The organism is Flavobacterium agrisoli (genome assembly GCF_016522065.1).
Classification (GTDB): Bacteria; Bacteroidota; Bacteroidia; order Flavobacteriales; family Flavobacteriaceae; genus Flavobacterium; species Flavobacterium agrisoli.
On record NZ_JAEHFV010000001.1, the window covers coordinates 237,377 to 257,288 of the forward strand.

General features: G+C 33.7%; 14 protein-coding genes. 6 read left to right on the plus strand and 8 right to left on the minus strand.

Annotated features, from left to right (window positions below; translation table 11 throughout):
- Positions 1–125 precede the first annotated feature (125 nt).
- The 4 genes from I5M07_RS00925 (at position 126) to I5M07_RS00940 (ending at position 5,649) form a co-directional block, all read left to right on the plus strand.
- A complete protein-coding gene (locus tag I5M07_RS00925; protein WP_200104313.1) occupies positions 126–2,315 on the plus strand; it encodes a glutamine synthetase III family protein in 2,190 nt (729 codons plus the stop codon).
- A gap of 128 nt (positions 2,316–2,443) precedes the next feature.
- Positions 2,444–3,484 carry an agmatine deiminase family protein gene (locus I5M07_RS00930; RefSeq protein ID WP_200104314.1) on the plus strand — a complete coding sequence of 347 codons (1,041 nt, stop codon included), beginning with the start codon at positions 2,444–2,446 and terminating at the stop codon, positions 3,482–3,484.
- Positions 3,485–3,626: 142 nt separating this feature from the next.
- Positions 3,627–4,442, plus strand: coding sequence for an alpha/beta fold hydrolase (locus I5M07_RS00935; protein ID WP_200104315.1), 816 nt, complete (start codon positions 3,627–3,629; stop codon positions 4,440–4,442).
- A 277-nt stretch (positions 4,443–4,719) separates the two neighbouring features.
- Complete coding sequence (locus tag I5M07_RS00940) at positions 4,720–5,649, plus strand: sensor histidine kinase (protein WP_200104316.1); 930 nt, start codon at positions 4,720–4,722, stop codon at positions 5,647–5,649.
- A 36-nt stretch (positions 5,650–5,685) separates the two neighbouring features.
- Here the strand turns inward: I5M07_RS00940 and I5M07_RS00945 are convergent, their stop codons facing one another.
- The 6 genes from I5M07_RS00945 to I5M07_RS00970 form a co-directional block, all read right to left on the minus strand.
- A complete protein-coding gene (locus I5M07_RS00945; protein ID WP_200104317.1) occupies positions 5,686–6,357 on the minus strand; it encodes an aspartate/glutamate racemase family protein in 672 nt (223 codons plus the stop codon).
- Positions 6,357–7,349, minus strand: a complete 993-nt coding sequence (locus tag I5M07_RS00950) for an L-histidine N(alpha)-methyltransferase (RefSeq protein ID WP_200104318.1) — start codon at positions 7,347–7,349, stop codon at positions 6,357–6,359. Before I5M07_RS00950 ends, I5M07_RS00945 begins: the two co-directional genes overlap by 1 nt.
- Positions 7,350–7,423: 74 nt before the next feature.
- Positions 7,424–8,890 carry a BCCT family transporter gene (locus tag I5M07_RS00955; protein ID WP_200104319.1) on the minus strand — a complete coding sequence of 489 codons (1,467 nt, stop codon included), beginning with the start codon at positions 8,888–8,890 and terminating at the stop codon, positions 7,424–7,426.
- A gap of 7 nt (positions 8,891–8,897) precedes the next feature.
- A complete protein-coding gene (locus tag I5M07_RS00960) occupies positions 8,898–10,256 on the minus strand; it encodes a mercuric reductase (RefSeq protein WP_200104320.1) in 1,359 nt (452 codons plus the stop codon).
- 35 nt (positions 10,257–10,291) lie between these two features.
- On the minus strand, positions 10,292–11,431 hold the full coding sequence (gene egtB / locus I5M07_RS00965) for an ergothioneine biosynthesis protein EgtB (protein WP_200104321.1): 1,140 nt from the start codon (positions 11,429–11,431) through the stop codon (positions 10,292–10,294).
- Between the two features lie 439 nt (positions 11,432–11,870).
- Complete coding sequence (locus tag I5M07_RS00970; RefSeq protein WP_200104322.1) at positions 11,871–12,911, minus strand: GMP reductase; 1,041 nt, start codon at positions 12,909–12,911, stop codon at positions 11,871–11,873.
- A 259-nt stretch (positions 12,912–13,170) separates the two neighbouring features.
- Here I5M07_RS00970 and acs point away from each other — a divergent pair, with 259 nt between their 5' ends.
- Entirely contained in the window at positions 13,171–15,081 is a 1,911-nt protein-coding gene (acs, locus tag I5M07_RS00975) for an acetate--CoA ligase (protein ID WP_200104323.1), read from the plus strand.
- 75 nt (positions 15,082–15,156) lie between these two features.
- Here the strand turns inward: acs and I5M07_RS00980 are convergent, their stop codons facing one another.
- Complete coding sequence (locus tag I5M07_RS00980; RefSeq protein ID WP_200104324.1) at positions 15,157–16,521, minus strand: pectate lyase family protein; 1,365 nt, start codon at positions 16,519–16,521, stop codon at positions 15,157–15,159.
- Between the two features lie 399 nt (positions 16,522–16,920).
- Here I5M07_RS00980 and rpsA point away from each other — a divergent pair, with 399 nt between their 5' ends.
- A complete protein-coding gene (gene rpsA, locus I5M07_RS00985) occupies positions 16,921–18,696 on the plus strand; it encodes a 30S ribosomal protein S1 (RefSeq protein ID WP_200104325.1) in 1,776 nt (591 codons plus the stop codon).
- Positions 18,697–18,771: 75 nt separating this feature from the next.
- Here the strand turns inward: rpsA and I5M07_RS00990 are convergent, their stop codons facing one another.
- On the minus strand, positions 18,772–19,884 hold the full coding sequence (locus I5M07_RS00990) for a PAS domain-containing sensor histidine kinase (RefSeq protein WP_200104326.1): 1,113 nt from the start codon (positions 19,882–19,884) through the stop codon (positions 18,772–18,774).
- Between the last annotated feature and the right edge of the window lie 28 nt (positions 19,885–19,912).

Consider the following 19,912-nt stretch of genomic DNA (forward strand, 5'->3'; position numbering starts at 1 on the left):
AAAAAGCTTGTTTTTATTGCTAATAATGCTCTGAATCTGTCTGTTTTGTAGCTTTTAAAGAGGCAATTATTCCGTATCTTTGTAAAACAATAAAAATCGAAATATTAATATAAAAATAAAATACAATGGCAACATTACGTTTTCAAGCCTTAAAAGAAGCATCCAATAGAAAACCGATTCATTTTGAAGAAATAGGTAAAAAATCAGCATTATTTGGGTCGAATGTTTTTAATGAAAAAGCCATGAAAAAATATTTAACTTCAGATGCGCTTAAAGCTGTTGGGGATGCAGTGTTGCACGGAAGCAAAATTGATAGAAAATTAGCCGATTATATTGCCATGGGTATGAAGGAATGGGCTTTGTCTAAAGGAGTAACTCATTATACACACTGGTTTCAACCTTTAACAGGAACCACTGCCGAAAAACACGATGCTTTTTTTGAAACTTCATTTGATGGCAGTGATGCTGTTGAGAAATTTGGCGGAGCACAATTAGTGCAACAAGAGCCAGATGCATCTAGTTTTCCTAATGGAGGAATTCGTAATACTTTTGAAGCTCGTGGTTATACTGCCTGGGATCCTACATCGCCCGCATTTATTTTTGGAACTACGCTTTGTATTCCTACTGTTTTTATATCGTATACCGGTGAGGCATTAGATAATAAAATTCCGCTTTTGCGAGCTTTGTCCGCAATAGATGATGCGGCGACCGAAGTCTGCAAATATTTTGATAAAAATGTCAAAAAAGTAACCGCTACATTAGGCTGGGAACAAGAATATTTTTTGATAGACAAATCGTTAGCGCAAAGTAGACCCGATTTGATGATGACTGGTAGAACATTACTAGGGCATACCTCAGCAAAAGGACAGCAATTAGACGATCATTATTTTGGTTCTATTCCTACTCGTGCCCTGACTTACATGCGTGATTTAGAACAAGAATGTATTTTATTAGGAATACCAGTTAAAACACGTCATAACGAAGTAGCGCCGAATCAATTTGAATTAGCGCCAATTTTTGAAGAAACCAATTTGGCTGTAGACCACAACTGTTTGTTGATGGATATTATGCAAAAAGTGGCCGAACGCCATGATTTTAAAGTTTTGCTTCACGAAAAGCCTTTTAAAGGGGTTAATGGTTCGGGTAAACACAATAACTGGTCTTTGGCAACCGATACGGGAGTGAATTTGTTAAGTCCTAGTAAAACACCAATGAGTAATTTGCAGTTTTTAACCTTTTTTGTTAATACAATTAAGGCGGTAAATGATCACGAATCATTGTTAAGAGCCGCAATAGCTACCGCTAGTAATGATCATCGCTTGGGAGCCAACGAAGCACCGCCTGCAATTATTTCGGTTTTTATTGGAGAACAATTGACCAAAGTTTTGTCAGAATTAGAGGTAGTAACTAAAGGGAAATTATCTCCCGAAGAAAAAACGGATTTAAAACTAAATGTTGTGGGGAAAATTCCAGACGTTTTGTTAGATAATACCGATCGAAATAGAACCTCTCCTTTTGCTTTTACAGGTAATAAATTTGAGTTTAGAGCGGTAGGTTCAATGTCCAATTGTTCCAATGCCATGACCACATTAAATGCCATAGTAGCCAAACAATTGCGAGATTTTAAGATTGAAGTAGATGCCTTAATCGAAAACAAATCAATGAAAAAGGATGATGCGATTTTTAATGTTATCCGAGAGTACATCAAACAATCTAAAAAAATCTTATTTGAAGGCGATGGGTATAGCGAAGCTTGGGAAAAAGAGGCCGCTAAAAGAGGTTTAACAAATTTTAAAACCACTCCCGAAGCTTTAAAAGCTAGAGCATCGAAAGAAGCATTAGATTTATTTTCCGAACTCGGAATTATGAATCAGGTAGAAGTGGAAGCGCGCTATGAAATTGAATTAGAAGAGTATACCAAGAAAATTCAGATTGAAGGTCGCGTTTTGGGCGATATTTCTCGTAATCATGTTATTCCAACCGCAATTCGTTATCAAAATACGTTGATTGATAATGTAAAAGGGTTGAAAGAAATTTTTGGAAAAGATTTTGAAATTTATGCCAAAGAACAAATTGCCATTATCAAAGAAATTTCGAGCCATATCGAAGGAATTAATTCGAAAGTTTTAGCGATGACCGACGAACGTAGAAAAGCCAATCAATTAGAAGATGCACAAATCAAAGCCGAAGTTTACTGCAATAAAGTAAAACCTTATTTTGAAAATATTCGTAATCATTGTGATAAATTGGAATTAATTGTTGATGATGAAACTTGGACTTTAACCAAATACAGAGAATTATTGTTTATTAAATAGTTTTCATTTAATTATATTTAAAAAGTCTTATCGTGTTTGGTAAGGCTTTTTTTGTTCCAATAAAAAGGCTTGTTGGTATAAAATATTTTTGAATGATTATCTTTGCACTTTAATTATAGCTTTTTTTTATGTCAGCAATTACTAGAAGATTTCCTGCAGAATGGGAAAAACAACAAGGAATCCTTTTATGTTTTCCTCATAACGGAAAAGATTGGCCAGGAAAATATGAAGCGGTTCAATGGGCATTTGTTGAATTCATAAAAAAAGTGTCACAATTTGAAAATGTATTTTTGGTTGTAGCTCACCACGAACAACAAGTAAAAGTGACCGAAATGTTGGAGCGTGCGCACGTTGTACTATCTAAAATATCGTTTATAATACAAAAGACAAACCGCAGTTGGATGCGAGATTCAGGTCCTATTATCGTTTACAATAACGGTAAAAGAGAAGCGCTGAATTTTAATTTTAATGGTTGGGCAAAATATAAAAATTACAAATTGGATAGGGGAGTACCATCCAAAGTGGCAAATCATTTGACTATTCCGTTAACTCAAGTAATGTACAAAGGCAAGCCTGTTATTGTAGAAGGTGGTGCAATTGATGTAAATGGTAAAGGTACTTTGTTGACTTCGGAAGAATGTTTGATGGATCCAGAAATTCAGGTTCGCAATCCAAATTTTACCAAAGAAGATTATGAAGCAGTTTTTAAAGAATATTTAGGAATTACCAATGTAATTTGGCTTGGAGACGGAATTAAAGGTGACGATACTCATGGGCATATTGATGATTTATGTCGTTTTGTAAATGAAGATACTATTGTAACCATTGTAGAAACAAACAAAAACGATCCTAATTACGCTCCTTTGCAAGATAATTTGAAATGTTTGCAAAATGCTAAATTAGAAAACGGAAAATCTCCCGTTATAGTGGCATTGCCTATGCCAAAACCAGTAGTTTTTGAAGATTTGGTTTTACCAGCTAGTTATGCTAATTTTTTAATATTGAATAACTGTGTTTTAGTCCCAACTTTTAATGATGCCAATGATAGAATTGCACTTAATATTTTATCCGAATGTTTCCCAGATAGAGAAGTTATCGGAATTAGCGCTATTGATTTTATTTGGGGCTTTGGCACATTACATTGTTTAAGTCAGCAAATTCCGGAGTAACAATTTGATATTCAAGCATAAACTGAAAGGAGTTAAACAAACTTGATAAATGAGACTATCTTGTTTGGCTACAATTTAACCATTTCCAAATATTAGTTGGTTATATTTGTCTATCTTTAGTAATAACTTCTTTTTCAGAAATATGAATAAAACCATTTCGCAGCGAAATAACGTAAATATAATTGGAAATGGTAATCAAACGATACTTTTTGCACATGGTTTTGGTTGCGATCAAAATATGTGGCGATTTGTTACCCCCTCTTTTATAGATGATTATCGGATTGTTCTTTTTGATTATGTGGGTTGTGGACAATCGGATATCAACCAATACAATCCGGCGAGATATAGTAACTTAAATGGTTATGCGCAAGATATAATTAATATTTGTGACGAATTAGATTTGAATGATGTTATTTTCGTGGGACACTCGGTGAGTTCGATGATAGGGAGTTTGGTTAGTATCAAGTTTCCAGATTTATTTTCCGCTATGGTTTTTATTGGTCCATCAGCTTGTTACATAAATGATACACAGTATTTTGGTGGATTTGGAAAGAAGGAATTGTTGGAATTATTAGATGTGATGGATAATAATTATTTGGGATGGGCTAATTTTTTGGCTCCAATCATAATGAAAAATGAGGATAAACCTGAATTAGTTAAAGAACTCGAGGAGAGTTTTTGCGCTACAGATCCCATTATTACCAGACAATTTGCTGAAACCACTTTTTTTAGTGATAATCGAAAAGATTTATCGCGTATTAAAATTCCCGTACTTATATTACAATGCTCGGATGATGCTATTGCACCAGATGCTGTGGGTGAGTATATTGCCCAACAGATTCAGGATAGTTCTTATGTAAAGTTAGATGCAACAGGCCATTGCCCGCACATGAGCCATCCTGAAGAAACTATCTTAGCCATTACTAATTTTTTAAACAAACAGTATCAAACAGTCTAATAAAAATAACGGACTTCAATCCTACCATTGTTCACCTTGTTACTTAGTATCTTTCTCTAAGGAAGGTTTAATTAATCAAATAAACGACACTTTTTTAGCCGATTTAAATTTCAATGAAACGGAACTTATAGGTCAAGAAAAATTTGAAAATTTATTAACTATAGGAAGTAAATTATTTTTTCAAACACAAATTTTCCCCTTACTTAAAATTCAAAAAATAGCAAACGAAATTTATCTTTCTTTTCTATCGAAAGAGAAAAATGAAATTCCTGTACTTTTGAATTTTACTTTTGAAGAATATAATGATGGCTATACTATTTACGCCGGAGGTATTCAAATCAATCAGCGAAATAAATTTGAGAAGGCTTTGTTAGAATCAAAAAAAATTGCTCAGAAAGCTGTAGAAGAAAATGTAGAATTAATAGCAATACGCAATACTTTGTTGGAAACACAGCACCAATTAGAATTGCAATTGCGTAAACTTTCACGAAAAGAATCGTTTCAAAGAGAATTGAGTAAAGTCTTGTCGCATGATTTACAAGAACCTTTACGAAAAATTAATCTTTTTAGTAGCAGACTTTTAGAAAATGAAGATTTAAATCATGAAACTGACCTAGGTCGTGGGCTATTAAAAATTTCCCGATTTGTGGAACAGGTAAGGCATTTACTTGAAAAACTTGAACAGTATAATGGATTAGAAGGAAAGGCGCTAGAACACGTTCCTGTGAATATAGAAGAAGCCGTTTTAAAAGCTAAAATGGATTGTGGATTATCTTCTGAAAAAGTGAATATTGTTTTTGAAAATCATTTGGAACCCGATAAAAAATTCCTTTCTGATAATCGTTTGGTGCTTATTTTGTTTAGGGAATTACTCGTACATGCTTTTAGTTATCATAAAAATGACGATTACACTTCAAAAATAAAAATATCGGTTGATACGATTACAGAAAATGTATTTACGGAACTAAAAGACGCTTATAAGTATGAAGAATGTTTGCGAATTGTATTTGAAGATAACAGCAATCAAAAATACATACCAAGCACTAGCATTTTTGATCTTTTTTGGAAATTAGACGCCGAGGACACCGAATTACGATTTGGCTTAGCCTATTGCAAGAGGATTGTTCAGTTATTAGATGGTAATATAACTACAGCTACCAATAAAAAACAAAGTTTGAAATTTATTATTACACTACCTTTTAAATAAATTTGCTGTCTTTAAAATAGACCATTTCAATTGATTTCAGAAACGGTCAAAATTTGCTATAGCGGCTTCCATTTGAATTCGAGCCATATCAAAAACACTCGAATTTTTTCCGTTCCATACTATTGATAATTCGGTACAAGCTAGTACAACTGCATAATCAGTTGAGTATTTTTCGATAATATTATTATATTTCCTTAACAATTCATGACTTTCGGTTTCGGCATATATTTCTTTGCGAACATAATCAATAAAAAGGCGGTCTTCTTCAGAAGGAAGTACAATTTCCAGATGTTCTTTTTGAAAACTTTCTTTAATATATTTACTTTCCATGGTATAAGCAGAACCAAATAAAATCACTTTAGTTATTCCTTTTTCTTGTAGCTTTTGTATAGTTAAGGAAACAGGATGAATGATTTTGGGTAGTAAAGTTATGCTATCAATTATTTGATGCAGTGTAATATTTGGAACCAAAATTGAATCTATTTGCATATTTTGCAATTTCAAAAGATTTTCACGTACAATTTTTTTAAGTTTTTCGGAAGGTTCTGGCAGTAAATTGTTGATGGTATCAAAATTAGTATTCCACATTTTGAAAGGGCAAGTGCTATATCCGCCATTTTTTAATTGATAAAGACGATTAAGTTCTTTTATATAAAATAGCGTTGAGCGGCTTCCTAAACCTAAAATACCGAGTGATTTACTATTCATTATAAACGCTCTAAAACATAATTTGCAAAATATTTTTGGCTATCTGTTATTTTGTCTTTTATAACAAAGGCAGTTTTTTTTAGAATTTTATTCAAAATTCGATCGTTGTATTTTCTTGAAATTTCAGTTAAAATTTTCTCGCCTTTGGCAAAACGAAATGTTTTGTTTAGTTTTTTTACAAACACAACTTGCTCTTTTATACTAACTAAAAAGCTAGTTGCAATACCTTCTTTTTCATCATATTCGGGTTGGTGTTTGAAATTTTCTACTTCAAAATCGGCATCCAATTCGCGGTTAATTCGGTCCAGTAAATTTAAGTTAAACGCAGCTGTTACACCCTGACTATCATTGTAAGCCGGTAAAACAATTTCTGTAGATTTAATCAAATCGACTCCTAAAAACAACTTGTCGCCGTAGCCCAAATTGGCGCTTAAATTAGATATAAAGCTGGCGGCAATTTGATCGGACATATTTCCAATATTAGAGCCTAAAAACAAAATCACTTTTGGATGTTCGTTTTCTTTTAAAGATTCTAAAACTTCAAAATAATCGCCTTGTTTTGTTTTTACCGAAATATGCGGCATCTCTTTGTTTAAATCTGCTTCAAGCATATCTAAAGCATTTTGCGATATATCTACTGGTAAATAATCAAATTGGTACTGCTGTTGCGAAAGCGCTTGTAAAAGTTCCTTGGTTTTAGTTCCATCTCCAGCACCTAATTCTATTAATTCAAAATAAGTATCTGGATTTAATTGTAAAGCATCAATAATGGTATTACTTTTATTTTTGAAAATTTCATGTTCAGAACGCGTTACGTAATATTCGGGTAAATGCATGATTTGTACAAAAAGAGCATCGCCTTTTTCATCATAAAAAAATTTTGATGGCAGCGACTTAATCGGTTCACTTAGTCCTTCATTTACTTCTTTTTTAAATTGTTCAAATGTACTTGTGGCGGTTTCTTTTTTTTCTAAAACGATGGTCTCTTTCATAAGTCAGGTTATTGATGGTTTTCGATTTTTGAATTTATTTAAAAGTACTTCAGTTTTGCCATTGGCATTTTACATTATTTTTGGAAAATGTTGTGTTTAAAGAAGGTAACGATACAATACAGATATAAAAAACTAAAGGGTAATGCCATAATAATTAACAAATTACTAATTCCGTTAAGCAAATCGCTGGTTCCTAAAGCGGTTAGTCCGAGAGCGGTTGCCGTAATGATAATGCCCCAAGTTAGTTTGTGTTTTTTAGAAGGATTTTCATTGCCTTGGTCGCTAAACATTCCTAAAACAAAAATTGCTGAGTCAACCGAATTAATAATAGAAATGGCTACTAAAATACCCGCTATCAAAAACGTTAATTGGTGAAAAGGCAAATGTTCCAAGAAAACAAACAAGGAACTAAAGACATTATCAAATTGCGTTGCATCTCCGTTTTCTATCATTTCAAAAGCGGAAGAAGCAAATACTGAAAACCAAATGATGGTGGCTAAAGTGGGAACCAAAATGGTTGCAATTAAAAACTCTTTAATGGTTCTTCCTTTTGATATTCGAGCTATAAAAATGCCGGTGAAAGGGACCCAAGCCAACCAAAATGCCCAATAAAATACCGTCCAATCTTGCGTAAAAGTGCCCTTTGTGGTGTAATCTCCGACAGCCAAACTCATTTCAAAAAAATGAATGAAATATTGATAAAATGCGCTAAAAATATGATTGAAAAAAGTTTCGTAATGGAGAAAAAATGCGACGAAAAGCAATAATAAAATAGAGAAAGCAAAGTCAAAATCGGCAAGAAATTTAATCATTTTAGTAATTCCTGTCAAAGCCGAATAAGTTGCTATAACTCCCATAAGAAGCACACTTCCTAACAAAAAAAGAGTATCAAAGTGGGTACCAAATGTATAATTTAAACCACCCACTAATTGCGCAGTACCCAAACCCAGCGAAGCAATCACGCCTGTAATGGTAATGAGTACAATAAAAAGAATAGCAATAAATTGTAAAATCTTATTTTTCAGTTGAGGTACAATAGCTTCTAATAAATTGGGTGCTTTTTTAATATACAAATTGTAAGCTACAAATAACCCAAACAAACTATACATGGCCCAAGGTGTAAACCCCCAATGAAAAAAAGTATATTGCAATGCTGTTTCTTGGGCATTGTTAGTAACTACAGGGCTGTTGTTCAAATAATATACAGGTTCTTGTACCGCCCGTAGTAAAAGACCTGAGCCCATGCCGGTGCTATACAACAAGGCAATCCAACTGAAATAAGAATAAGTGGGTTTTTCATCACCTAATCGTCTATTACTAATGGGTAAAAACAAAAGTACTAGAGCCGCTATAACCACAATTACGCCCATTGCTAAATAATAACCACTAAAAACCGATAGAAGATGGTGATTGAACTGTTGCAATGTTGTTAACAAACTTTCGGGAGCTATAATGCCGCTTATAAAAAAGAAAGCACCAAAAAGGATTCCGTATAAGCGTAAGTTTGTTGCTCCTAAGTAATTGTTTTGTTTTGAAACCAAAATCGATCTATTTTTTGATAGGTTTTAAGTCTTCTAACATAGTAGGAATAAGTTCGCTAACCGTTGGGTGAATATGCACCGCATCGCGATAAACGGTATAAGGTTGTTTGGCGTACATTAAATTGGTAATACTTCCAATAATCTCATCGCCGCCCACTCCTAAAACACATGCTCCTAAAAAAAGCTTGGTTTTGGCATCGATTAGTGCTTCCATAAATCCGAGTGTTTCTCCTTTTTCTTTGGCACGGCCGACTTTAGTCATAGGACGATGCGCTACTAAAACTTCGTAACCTTTCTCCAAAGCTTCTTTTTTCGTCATTCCGATGCGGCCTAGCGGAGGATCAATAAACAATCCATAAGTCATAATTCGATCGCTGATTTTTTTTTCTTTCTTTTTTAAAAGAAAACTTTCTACAATCTGAAAATCATTATACGAGGTATGGGTAAAAGCCCCTTCGCCATTACAATCCCCAAGAGCAAAAATTCCCTCTACATTGGTTTGGCAATACGAATCGACTTTTATATAGTTTTTCTCGTCCAATTTTATATCGGTATTTTCCAAGTGTAAGGTGTCAGAATTGGGCGTTCGTCCTATAGCCAAAAGCAAATGAGAACCGCTTACTTTACGATTGTCCATAGTTGCTAAAATTGTCTTTTTTTCTTGCTTAACATGAATTTCTTTGGCATTAAAAACAATATTGATTCCTGCTGCTTTTAATATTTCTGCAACGGAATCACTCACATTTTCATCTTCTCTTCCTATCAAACGGTCGCTACGTTCTATAATGGTTACTTCGCTACCAAAACGTCGAAACATTTGGCCAAATTCCAAACCAATATAACTTCCGCCCATAATAATCAAATGTTTAGGCAAATCGGTAAGTTCTAAAATATTTTCATTGGTATAATGAGGAACTTCCTTGTAGGTTTCGGGTACTACCGCCCGGGCGCCTACATTGATAAATATTTTTTTTGCTGTAAGTTTTTCAGCCCCAACTTTAATTTCGTAATTGCTACTAAAATGTGCTTCTCCTTTATAAAGTGTAATTTTTTTATTTTTTTCGATGGCACTTTCAATATTCTCCCGAGATTCAAGTACTAATTTTTGTTTTCGTGCATTAATCTCGCTGAGATTGGCTTTAATTTTACCCGTAATTTCAACTCCAAATTCAACTCCATTTTTGGCATCCCACATCTTGCGAGCACTTGCCACATAGGCTTTGGTCGGAATACAACCATTATTTACGCAAGTTCCACCTAAAAAATCTTTTTCAATAATGGCTACGGTTCCTGTTTCGGCTAAACTAAAGGCTAAAGGCGTGCCTGCTTGTCCCGTGCCTATGATGATGTAATCAAATTTTTTCATGGTAAAGTAGTTTTAAAATTAAAGAGTACTGCAGCTTATTTGACGAGTCGCAAGCCAGAAAAATGCCAACGCATGTTCGCTTGAAAAAAGTTACGATAGGTTTTTCGACTATGGTTTTCGGGAGTGGCTATCGATGCACCACGCAATACCATTTGATTAACCATAAACTTGCCGTTGTATTCGCCTAAAGCACCAGCCGCTTTGTTAAAATTAGGATAAGCCAAATAAGCACTATTAGTCCATTCCCATACTTTTCCCCATTGCAGTTGCGTGCTGGCAACCTCCCATTCAAACTCTGTTGGTAAACGCATGGCTTTCCATTCAGCATAAGCGAAAGCTTCGTAATAACTCAAATGCATCACGGGAAAATCTGGATTAACTTTCTCAAATCCATTAAGAGTATATTGGTACCAATCGTTTTCTATTTTATGCCAATACAAGGGTGCTTCAATTTTATTTTCGTTTACCCAACCCCAGCCTTCATCATGCCAATAATTAAAGTTTTGATAACCGCCTTGGTTTATAAATTCGAGGTAGTCGCCATTTGTAACTAACGTTTTTGAAATTTCAAAATCAGTTATATATACCTTATGTCTTCCGAGTTCATTATCAAAACAGAATGATTCACCTTGATGACCAATTTCATAAATACCTTCTTTAATCGATACAAAACCAGTTTCTTGTTTTTCAGCAGTAGTCATGAAGTCATTTCCGTATATCGGAAAAGTGGGTTGCATTCCGAGTAAGTATTTAATATCATAAACCAATAATTCTTGGTGTTGTTGTTCGTGATTAAGTCCAATTTCTATAATATCCAAAACCTCTTTTGACAAATCATTTTTCAAAAATAGTTCCATTGCTTTTGAAACATGAGTGCGATAGGCATACACTTCCTCTACAGGGGGGCGAGTCATTAAGCCACGAGTTGGACGTAAGACACGTTTGCCAACTGTGTTGTAATAACTGTTAAACAGATAAGAAAAATCGGGATGATACACCACGTAGTCAGAATCGTATTTGGTGAGCACAAATTCTTCCCAAAACCAAGTGGTATGTGCCAAATGCCATTTGGGCGGAGAAGCAAATTCGCTAGGTTGTACCGAATAATCTTCGATGCATAAAGGGCTACAAATTGCTTCCGTTTTTTGTCTGATTTCTAAGAAACGTGCTATCATGTTTTGTAATTATGTGGATTTGATTTACGAGAATAAAACAGTTTATCGCAAAAATTTTGTTTTCTTGTTTTGGTAAGTTATTATAAACAAAGAGTTAAAGTAATTTACTTGATTGATACTCTTGAATTTGTAATAATTTTCATAAAAATAACCTTTATAAAAATTATTACTTTTCAAAAAACAACTTTATGATTACATAATTCACAGGTAGAAAATAGGAGGGAAGTCAAGATTTAGCCAAAAAATATCGCTTAAGAATGCTTAATCGAGGTAATTATTTTCCCTATTTTTTTTATGAGAGCTGTGTAATGGCTACTCATTTCGAGTGGCAATATTTTAATTATTAATTGCTGGGTTTTAAGAATGGGTTTTAAAAAATATTCAGGCAGTTATTTTTAGCGTTTTACTATCTAAAATTTCGAAAATTAAAATTTGGCTTTTACTTAGAAAAAACATTGTTTTCTTGTTCACTAACTCTTATAAAGGTAGTTCTTTTGGTGAGTTCCTTTAATTTAGAGGCACCTACATAAGTGCAAGCACTTCGCAAACCGCCTAAAAAATCCAAAACGGTATGAATAACATTTCCTTTGTATTCAATTGTTACTGTTTTTCCTTCGCTTGCTCGGTATTCGGCTACACCACCAACATGTTTTTCCATGGCGGTCGACGAGCTCATTCCGTAGAAGTTTTTGTATTTTTTTCCGTTTTCTATAGTCATATCGCCGCCGCTTTCTGTGTGGCCAGCTAGCATGCCTCCCAACATAACAAAATCGGCTCCGGCTCCAAAAGCTTTTGCAATATCGCCCGGAATTTTACAACCACCATCACTTATAATGTGACCACCTAATCCATGAGCGGCATCGGCGCATTCGATTATAGCGGAAAGTTGGGGGTAACCTACTCCCGTTTTAACTCGTGTAGTGCAAACAGAGCCGGGACCAATACCTACTTTTATGATATCGGCTCCTGCCAAGAGCAGCTCTTCGACCATTTCGCCTGTTACCACATTTCCGGCTATTATTACTTTATTCGGATGTTTTTTTCGGGTTTGTTTTAAAAATTCAACAAAATGCTCCGAATAACCGTTGGCTACATCAATACAAATAAATTGCAATTTGGGGTGTTTTTCTAAAATAGTATTCAATTGTACAGCATCCTTTTTACCTGTTCCAGTGCTTACGGCTATGTATTGATAGATGTCTTCGGAAGCATTTTCAAGAAAGTCTGTCCATTGTTCAATACTATAGTGTTTGTGTATAGCGGTGAATATTTTTTGGCTACTTAAAACATTTGCCATTTCAAAAGTACCTACAGTGTCCATGTTGGCCGCAATTATCGGAATTCCGCTCCAAGTTAAGGTGCTATGTAAAAATTTGAAATCTCGCTCTAAAGATACCTCCGAACGACTCTTTAAGGTCGAACGTTTAGGTCGAATCATAACATCTTTAAAACCTAACTTTAAATCGGATTCAATGCGCATAATTTTGTTTTTTGGTTCATATCAAATATAGGATTTTTATAAAAAATTGAACCAATTAAGTTATAAAAAATATAAAATTTAGGTTTGTTTATTGAATTTTGTATTCTTCGTTTTTTTTGATTTCTGAACCAATATTGTTAAAAAATGAATTAAATAACTGTTTTTTTTGTGAGTTGGTTTTTTTTAGTTAAAATTTATAAATTAAATTATTTTTACAATTAAATCTGTTTTAATACATTTATAAAAAATTTAAGCAAACATGAGTTATTTTAAAATTGAAAATTTAGAGCAATATTTTAAACATTATAATAAATCAGTTCGTGAACCAAGAAAATTTTGGGGTAAAATAGCTGAAGAAAATTTTACTTGGTACCAACAATGGGACAAAGTTGTTGAGTTTAATATGGTTAGCGCTGAGGTAACTTGGTTTTCTGGTGCAAAAGTTAATATTACCAAAAATTGTATTGACAGACATTTAAATAAAAGAGGTGAAAAAACAGCTATTATTTTTGAACCAAATGATCCATCTGAAGAAGCATTGCATATTACCTATAATGATTTATACGAGCGTGTTTCTAAAATGGCCAATGTTTTGCTTGAACAAGGAATTCAAAAAGGAGATCGTGTTTGTATTTATTTGCCGATGATTCCGGAATTAGCCGTTTCGGTTTTGGCATGTGCTCGAATTGGAGCGATTCATTCAGTAGTTTTTGCTGGATTTTCTTCTTCGGCTGTGGCTAATCGTATAAATGATAGCGAATGTAAAATGGTCATCACTTCTGATGGCGCGTATAGAGGAAATAAAACAATCGAATTAAAAGCAATTATAGATGAAGCTTTGGAATCGTGCCCTTCAGTTGAAAAGGTATTAGTAGCTAAACGTACCAATACTGCTATTTCAATGAAAGAAGGCAGGGATCAATGGTTGCAACCTTTGTTAGATGTAGCACTTAATAATAATGTAGCCGAAATAATGGATGCCGAAGATCCGTTATTTATTTTATATACATCGGGTTCTACAGGAAGACCTAAAGGTATGGTGCATACCACAGCGGGTTACATGGTGTATACTTCCTATACTTTTAAAAATGTTTTCAACCACGAAGAAAATGATATTTTTTGGTGTACGGCAGATATTGGTTGGATTACAGGGCATTCTTATATTTTATACGGCCCTTTATTGAATGGTGGTACAACAGTAATTTACGAAGGTGTTCCTTCTTATCCTGATTTTAGTCGCTATTGGGAAATTATCGAAAAACATAAAATCACACAATTTTATACTGCGCCAACGGCAATTCGTTCATTGGCTAAAGAAAGTTTAGATTATATTTTAAGATTTCCATTAAAATCTTTAAAAGTAATTGGTTCGGTTGGAGAGCCAATTAATGAGGAAGCATGGCACTGGTACAACGATCACGTAGGTGATAAACGTTGTCCGGTTGTTGATACTTGGTGGCAAACAGAAACGGGTGGAATTATGATTTCTCCAATTTCGTTCGTTACTCCAACAAAACCTACTTATGCTACATTACCTTTACCAGGGGTTCAGCCTGTTTTGATGGATGAAAAAAGAAATGAAATAGAAGGAAATCAAGTTGTGGGTAGCTTGTGTATTAAGTTTCCGTGGCCAGGTATTGCTAGAACTATTTGGGGAGATCATCAACGTTACAAAGACACGTATTTTTCAGCTTTTCCTGGTAAATTTTTTACAGGAGATGCAGCTTTAAGAGATGAGGTTGGTTATTACAGAATTACCGGTAGAGTAGATGATGTGGTTATTGTTTCGGGACATAATTTAGGAACAGCTCCAATTGAAGATGCAATTAACGAACATCCTGCTGTAGCTGAGTCGGCAATTGTTGGCTTTCCGCATGATATTAAAGGAAATGCCTTGTACGGTTACGTAATTCTTAAAGAAACAGGTGAGGTTAGAAATAAAGAAAATCTAACAAAAGAAATTAATCAATATATTTCAGATCATATCGGGCCAATTGCAAAGTTGGATAAAATTCAATTTGTTTCTGGATTGCCTAAAACGCGTTCGGGTAAAATTATGAGAAGAATTTTAAGAAAAATTGCTGAAGGAGATTTTTCAAATTTTGGTGATACAACTACTTTGTTGAATCCTGAAATTGTAGACGAAATCAAAGATAACAGAAAAGAATAGTTTCAAAACTAAAGGCAAAAAAAATAGGCGATTCATATTGAGTCGCCTATTTTTGTTTTAGTAGGTAGGTGTAATTTAATCTTTTAAAACTTTAAATGATTTTGCTTTATCATTAACAAATACTTTACAAAAGTACATCCCTTTTCCTAACGAAGCTACGTTGAGTTCTAGTTTCTCATTAGGAGCGATATTTTTAGATTGTGTATATACTTTAGAGCCATTGGCAGCGTACATTTCGATAACGGCTTTTCCAGAATCGTTAGCAGAAAAATCAATGTTTAATAAACTATCAATTACGGTTGGGTAGTATTTCAATTCTAAGGTAGATTTAATTTCATTTACTCCTAAATTGTCATTGCTGCAACTAGCCGAAATAATACCATCATTAGTTACTTGAAGGGTAGCACCAGCGCCACATGAAGTATTGGTTACTGCAGCTTCAACTAAATTTACAGGAATAGCAGTATAGGCATAAGTTGGTTTGTTTACCGTACCGATATTTGCAGCGCCTTTTAAGCAATTATCGAAATTGATAGCAATTGTACCGCCGTCAGCAGGATAGCTTTTATAAGTTGAAGTTACTTGTGAAAAATTAGTTCCTTCAACATAACAAGTGCTGTTTTTTGTTCCTCCTCCTAAGCCAATGGCGAGTGAGCTAGAGAGTGAGGTATTATAATAGCAATTTAAAATATGCAATTCAGCATTTCGGGCTCTTGGCATACGTTCTTTACACCCTTCAGCCCAATAACAATTTTGAAAAGTTATGCTAAAATGACCATCATCAGGTGAATTAGAACTTCCAGAGCCGATTAGACTAGAAAAACGATGATCTGGAGTTCCCTTATCTTCATAATCGGTGGTTTTTGGTATTTTTTTATAAGTAAACTTACACCATGAAATAGTTACATTGTCTGTTTTGTCTTTCATGTCAAGGTTACCATCCATACCATCTTGAAACTCACAATGGTCAACCCAAAGATTTACACAGCCTTCAATAGATAGATTATCTTTTCCTCCTACGTCCCATGCGCCAGGACCTTCGAATACTAAATTTCTAATAATTACATTACTAGAACCAGGTTTAAGTGTTAATATTCCTGAATTATCTTCATTTGAGAGACCGCTGGTTGGTTTAACTTGTTTTAAATTAACTAACCTTGCACCGGGTAAACCAATAATGGTTTTGTTGTTTAACTTTACACTAGTATAGGAACATTCAATTGTGCCTGATACTAAAATCACAGCATTGGTAGGAGAAGTTGAAGTAAGAGCAGATTCTAAGTCAGAATAGTTTGAAACCGTTACGGTGTTTGAAGTATTAGGAGTGCCACCTCCAGTAGTAGCTGCACCAAAACCTTCTGGATGATCCATGTAGTATTTTTGGGCAAATAAATTGGAAATACTCAGCAAAAAAATTGCTAATAAAGAGATTTTTTTCATTTTTAAATTTTAAGTTTTTGGGGTTAAGATTTAATTGGTGTAATCGATTGCACAAATTTAACATAATAAAAAGTAGTAAATCAAAATTGGTGTGAAATTATTTTTAAAAATTCGGTTGTAAATCGTTTAAATGAGCTTTAATAACAATTCAATTAGTGATTAACTTCTTAAAAAAATAAGCAAACAATTACTTTTAATTCTCTAAAATTCACTTTAATAGCAAGAAGACTTGATTTAGAACCAAATAATTTTTTTTATTGGTAAAAAGATGGTACTTTTGCAGTCCTTTTGGCGGAGAGTGTTTTCATTAGGAATCAACAATTTATGTAAAACAACTTCTGTATTTTTCTACCGCATTAAGAAACACTAGAGAAAACAGAATACAAATTTTTTATCAGCATGTCTGAATTATTAAAATCACAAGAAGAGTTTTTAGCAAATTTTAACTGGCACAATTTCCAAGAAGGAATCGATGCTGTAGATGAGAAAAACTTACAAGAGTTTGAAGAATTAGTGTCTAAAACATTCATCGCTACAGATCAAGAAGAAGTAGTAGAAGGTGTTGTAGTTAGAATTACAGATAGAGACGTTATCGTTGATATCAATGCTAAATCTGAAGGTGTTATTTCTTTAAACGAATTTCGTTACAATCCTAATTTAAAAGTAGGTGACAAAGTAGAAGTATTAATTGATATCCGTGAGGACAAAACAGGTCAGTTAGTATTATCTCACAGAAAAGCACGTACTATCAAATCTTGGGATAGAGTTATTGCTGCTAATGAAACTGGAGAAATCGTTAACGGTTTTGTTAAATGTAGAACTAAAGGAGGTATGATCGTTGACGTATTCGGTATCGAGGCGTTCTTACCAGGATCTCAAATTGATGTTAAGCCAATTAGAGACTACGATGTATATGTAAACAAAATGATGGAATTCAAAGTGGTAAAAATCAACCACGAATTCAAAAATGTTGTTGTATCTCATAAAGCGCTTATCGAGGCTGATATTGAAGTACAGAAAAAAGAAATCATCGGTCAATTACAAAAAGGACAAGTATTAGAAGGTGTTGTTAAAAACATTACTTCTTATGGTGTGTTCATTGACTTAGGTGGTGTTGATGGATTAATTCACATTACTGACCTTTCTTGGAGTAGAATCAACCACCCAAGTGAAGTTCTTGAATTAGACCAAAAATTAAACGTTGTAATCCTTGATTTCGATGACGAGAAAACAAGAATTCAATTAGGATTGAAACAATTAAACGCTCACCCATGGGATGCTTTAGATGCTAACTTAACTGTTGGTGATAAAGTTAAAGGTAAAGTAGTTGTAATCGCTGATTACGGTGCATTTATCGAAGTTGCTGAAGGTGTTGAAGGTTTAATCCACGTTTCTGAAATGTCATGGTCAACTCACTTACGTTCTGCTCAGGACTTCGTGAAAGTTGGAGATGTTGTTGAAGCAGTTATCTTAACTCTTGATAGAGAAGATCGTAAGATGTCATTAGGTATCAAACAATTGACTCAAGATCCATGGACTGATATTACTTCTAAATACCCAGTAGGTTCTAAACATACAGGTATCGTTAGAAACTTTACAAACTTTGGTATTTTCGTAGAATTAGAAGAAGGAATTGATGGATTAATTTACATCTCTGACTTATCTTGGACTAAGAAAATAAAACACCCATCTGAGTTTGTAAATGTTGGTGAGAAACTTGATGTTGTTGTATTAGAATTAGATGTTGAAGGACGTAAATTATCTTTAGGTCACAAACAAACTACTGCTAATCCTTGGGATCAATACGAAGATTCTTTCGCTGTAGGAACTATCCACAACGGTGAGATTTCTGAAATTGTTGACAAAGGTGCTACTGTAGAATTCGGAGATGATATCGTTGCTTTCATTCCAACTCGTCACCTTGAAAAAGAAGACGGAAAGAAATTGAAAAAAGGTGATTCAGCTGATTTCAAAGTAATTGAATTCAACAAAGAATTCAAAAGAGTAGTTGCTTCTCACACTGCTATCTTCCGTGAAGAAGAAGAGAAAAACGTGAAAGCTGCTGCTGAAAACACTTCATCTGCATCTACTAACGCACCAGCTGCGACTTTAGGTGATAACAATGATGTATTAGCTGCTTTAAAAGCTAAAATGGAAAAAACGGAGAAAAAATAATTCTTAGATTTTTTATAAATAGAAAGTCCCACAGGAATGTGGGACTTTTTTTATGCCTTTGATATGTCGTTATTTTTATAGAATCGTGTTTTTAAAGGTAATGGTGAAGGTAGCCCCTTGGTTGATTTGGCTTTCTAAAGAAATGGTTCCTCCTAAATTTGTAACATGTTTATGGACTAAATAAAGACCAATTCCGGTGCTGTCATCATTTGAATTAAATGTTTGATGCAGTCCAAATACTTTATCTTTTACCTTTTTCATATCAAACCCAATTCCTTTATCGGAAATAATTAATTGCTTTATTCCATTTGAATTTTCTAAAGATTGGATAGTAATTTCAGGTTTTGTGCCTTTTTTATTGTATTTAATTGCATTTGTAATTAAGTTTAAAATAATACTTTTTAATGCAGCTTTATTATAAAAAATGCTAGGCAATCCATCAAAATTAGTAATAAGTACTGTTTTAGAATTTTGTACTAATGATATAATCGAATTTAAAACTTCTTCAAGCACCTCATTAAAAAAAACTTCTTCTAACGCATTGTTTTCTTGATGTTTTTTATCAAGTGCTATTACGGTTTCATTCAATGTTTTCTTTAATTGTTGAGTTGTTAATTCAATAATTTTGAGATATTCCAAACTTTCTTCGTCCTGAATTTTATTGTATTCAATTAAATCAAAAACCGATAATAAGTTATTGATAGGCGACTGCAAATCGTGAGCAGTGGAATAGGTGATTTTTTGTAATTCTTCATTGTGTTGGGTGAGCTCTTTGATATGTTCTTTACGCTCAAATTCCATTGTTTTTTTTGAAGTAATATTTTTGGCAATGGCGTAAACAATTTTTTTATCCTCAACAGGAACCGATGTCCAATGCAACCAAACTATTTTTCCAGTTTTGGTCACATACCGATTTTCAAAATTAAAAAGCCCTACGTTTTCGGTTAATTTTTTTCGTACCGAAGACGTTAAGTTTTTATCGGCTTCAAAAATAAAATCATTAATTGGGCGAGCAAATAGTTCTTCTTCGGTATATTCTAATAAAGAAACAACTGCAGGATTAATTCGTTTAAAATAACCGTCGTAACCGGCTACACATAATAAGTCTGGAGTAGATTCGAAAAATTCTTCAAAATTGTAAATGAATTCCTTGTTTTGATTTTTTTTATCGGGAGTGTCTTTTAGCATAGCTTATTATTGCTGCCAATGGGCTATT